At 54.2% G+C, this 3709-nt stretch carries 2 protein-coding genes and 1 tRNA gene; all 3 read left to right on the forward strand.

Going from position 1 to position 3709, the window contains the following annotated elements; all coding sequences use genetic code 11:
• The first annotated feature begins 713 nt into the window (after positions 1-713).
• Positions 714-788: transfer RNA gene (locus tag NKH05_RS32660), tRNA-Gln, on the forward strand.
• A 334-nt stretch (positions 789-1122) separates the two neighbouring features.
• Positions 1123-1545 carry a VanZ family protein gene (locus tag NKH05_RS32665; RefSeq protein ID WP_353027068.1) on the forward strand — a complete coding sequence of 141 codons (423 nt, stop codon included), beginning with the start codon at positions 1123-1125 and terminating at the stop codon, positions 1543-1545.
• 847 nt (positions 1546-2392) lie between these two features.
• Positions 2393-3709, forward strand: a 1317-nt coding sequence (locus NKH05_RS32670; protein ID WP_353027069.1) for a calcium-binding protein, incomplete at its 3' end; no start/stop codon positions are given.

Here is a 3709-nt window from a genome sequence, read left to right on the forward strand (position 1 = left end):
ACGACCGCCGCGCGAATGGTTCGAGGCCAAGACCCAGTTCGCCGTCGTCTTCGGCGAAAGGTTCGTCAGCCAATGACGAAACCGGCCTCGCGCACAGAATTCCTGACAGTTCCGTGAAACGCCGCCAACGTGCACTCCTCGTCATCAATTCGAGCGGCCACTGACCGCCAGCAGCTCATCGGCGGCTGCCGTCCCGATGCAGCAGCACACCTCGCCCGGCCGTCTTGGTCGTCTCCGCCCAGCCGCCTCGCCCGATCCACTCCCGCGTGAAGCTGAGCCTTCGTCTTGTCTCGTCCCATGCGAAACTGTCGTCATGAACCAGTTCTCATGGAAGTGCTTCACATTCAGCGAACCTGTCGTGCCTGGTTAAAGAACTACATCTCGTCGGCCGCCTCGCCCGGCGCGCCTTGCGACGGTGCCTTGCCGAGCCGCCGGTAGATACGGCCGCCCGCACCCTTTCCTCGTGCGAGCCTAGTATACCTCCCAAGCACTCGCTGGCCTCCAGCAATCGACAATTCCACCATTCCAGCAGTTCAATACCGCCAGAATTTCTGTCCTGCGGTCCTGTAGCCACGCTGCCCTCTTCGCCAGCTTCCGTCCCCAGATGATCGTACGTCACAACTCATCTGCTTACGACAATGCCTGTCTTCGCCGTTGAGCTTTCTCTCGGCTCGTCCTATAAGGCCGCGCGCAGCCGGCAAGTCTTGGCTGTTTGGGGCGTCGCCAAGTGGTAAGGCATCGGTTTTTGGTACCGACATTCCCAGGTTCGAATCCTGGCGCCCCAGCCATCGGCAATGGGTCCGTTCCGGTGACGTAGCTTACATCGAAATTGGCCGCTGCGGTTTGGGGCCTACAGTTTGGTGAGACGCGGTGTTTTAAGTTTTTGACAACTCTTTTTTAGATCGCTTGTGCCCTCGACGGATTTGCAACTCCGAGTCGCCTGCCCCTAAATAAGCGTGATTTCGTTGCGAGCCGTGCGGTTGGTAATGCCCATAGGCAACGTGAAAAAGCGCAGGAAGGGAAGAGGAAGAGGAGGGCCTTTGTCGCTGCTGGCAGCACGTTCAGTTGATTTTCGGCGCGTGGGGTGCGATTGTAAGGATAAGGTAGCATTTACCAGACATCATGTCTGATGTGCGCCTGCCCCACCTTCAGCTTGCAAAGACAATTGTTGGAACAATGAGATTGCACTCGGTCACCGAAAGAATGGCCTTTTTCACCACGCTTCTTGCCGTTCTTGTACTGGCGCTTCTGCCTGTTCCCCGTCTTAAGGAAATCGGACTGGATATAGGCTTCCACTATGACAAGATAAATCACGGCATCGCTTTTGCTGTACTGATGTTCGTTGGGGGCCTTAGTTGGCCCGAACGCAAAGCAACTTTGATAGTCTTCCTCGCTTTGGTTGGTGCCACTATAGAATTTCTTCAAGGTACCAGCGTGATAGGACGGGATCTTGATGTGTTTGATTTGGCGGCCGACTGCATCGGAATTGTGTGCGGTCTGGCAATCCTCAGCTGCGCTAATTTGCTTGCTCGACAGCCAGCCTAACAACTATACCACCCCGTCCGGCATATGCTCTTACACCGGCGGAGCAACTTCCGCCTCCGCAACGTCATCGATGTGAGTGAAATCGCACCTCATTTCGCTCCCGGCAGACTGAATAGCTCACAAACCGAGCATGCAGTAACCGGATTGCAAGAGCGCTCTCTGAAGGCCGACGTAGTTGGCCGGAACAGTTCGAGAATGCATGCTCATTCCATGCTCCTCAAATCGGAGCGAACCATCTCTCGTGTCGGCAGTCTCAGTTGCAGATGATTTCGGTGGCGAGCGAACATCTGCCCGCTGTCTGTCCACAACAAATTTTGCCGTCGATAGAGTGTATCATTCGGCCAGTATCTTAACTTAACGTCAACTCGATTGACCGGCAGGTAAGTGCATATTGTAGAAAAAATCGATCTGTGTGGCCATAGTATGGAATTACATTTCCGTATAGAGCGGTATTTGGAAATATATATTTTCTTGACCACTATTTTGAAGTATAATTAGAATGCATGATAATTTGTATTTTCATGTAAGATATCATTTCAGATATTTCTATATATAATTTGTCCAATCATATCAATATTTATTTTCGGTTATTTTACCAAACAACCCCAACAAATACTCGAAAAAATTCACTTCCATACCTGACAATCACTTCGAGTTCTTTCACTGTGGATTGGGCTATTATACTCAAGCACCGGCTACCCGAGGTATATTTTTCGTTTCATATGACACTCCTGTCGCTGATCAACCATTCTATCAGGGCGTGCAGGTATGTGATTTGGCGCTAATATACACCTTCTAGTAGGCAGACATCCGCGGGGCGCTATCGAATCAAAATGAGGGATTATGGATGGCGACTCTCCATTACACGTCGGGTGGATCCGGCACGGACATTGCAAAAGCCGGATTCAATCTGGCCAGCGTGCAATATGTTGACCAGGTCAACGAGCTGCCAGAGGGCATGAAAGGCTTGGTCTACCTCGACGAGGCCAACGGCGTAACCCAATCCTTTATCGACAAGGTTACTCCTTTCCTCGGCAATCCGAACGTATTTGGGTTCTTCCTGGTTGACGAGCCGGATCCCACCGGCCAATGGGGTACCTACGCCTCTGCCGCGAATCTGAAGGCAGAATCCGACTGGATCCATGAACATTTTCCAGGCGCCAAGACCTACATCACAATGATGAGCTTGGGGACGTCGGCGAATCCGGATTTTAGGGGCACGTACAATCCCGCCAATACGGGTATCGATTACTACGGCATAGATGTCTATCCCGTCCGCACGGATGGCCCAGTCGACTACAACATGATCGATAAATTCGTCGCCGCCGCTCAGGCATCGGGCATCCCGACGAGCCAGATCGTTCCGGGCTACCAGGCGTTTGGAGGTGGCGAGTATAACACCGACATGGGGGGCAAATATGTGGTGCCCACCGCCGCCCAGATGGAAATCATGATGGAGCACTGGGCCAAGCTGGTTCCGTCACCCGCCTTCGACTACGCATACGCCTGGGGTTCGCAGCGAGGCGACACAGCGTTGGAGAGCTCTTCGGAACTGCAGGCCGTTTTCCGGCAGCACAATCTCGCAACGACTGGGACCACTCCGCCTCCCGTCGACACAAGCGACACCTTGTATGGCACCAGCGGCGACGATGTGTTTCACGGGGCCGGCGGCCACACGATGATCGGCTACGGCGGCAATGACACCTATTATGTCGATGATATCCGCGATAAGGAAATCGAGGCGGTAAGCGGCGGCACCGACAAAGCGCTCGCCTCCGTAAGTCACGTGCTTTCGGCCGGGTCGGAAATCGAGCTTCTCGCCACCAGCAATCCGTCCGGCACGACGGCCATCAATCTTACAGGCAACGAGTTCGCCCAGACCATTCAGGGCAATGCCGGCGCCAATGTAATAAACGGCCTCGGCGGCGCCGACAAGATGGTCGGCTATGGCGGCAACGACACTTACCACGTCGACAATGCCGCAGACCGGGTGTTCGAGGCGGTGGGGGGCGGTACCGACAGGGTATTCACCTCGGTGAGCCATGTTCTTTCGGCGGGGTCGGAGATCGAGCTTCTCGGCACAACGAACTCTTCAGGTACCACAGCCATCAACCTCACCGGCAACGAGTTCGCCCAAACCATCCTGGGCAATGCGGCCAATAAC

This window comes from Mesorhizobium sp. M1399 (genome assembly GCF_040317735.1).
In the GTDB taxonomy this organism is placed as follows: Bacteria; Pseudomonadota; Alphaproteobacteria; order Rhizobiales; family Rhizobiaceae; genus Mesorhizobium.

What these genes read in the sequence shown, in the direction of transcription:
- NKH05_RS32665 (WP_353027068.1), top strand. Translation starts at nt 1,123, where the DNA reads ATGTCTGATGTGCGCCTGCCCCACCTTCAGCTTGCAAAGACAATTGTT.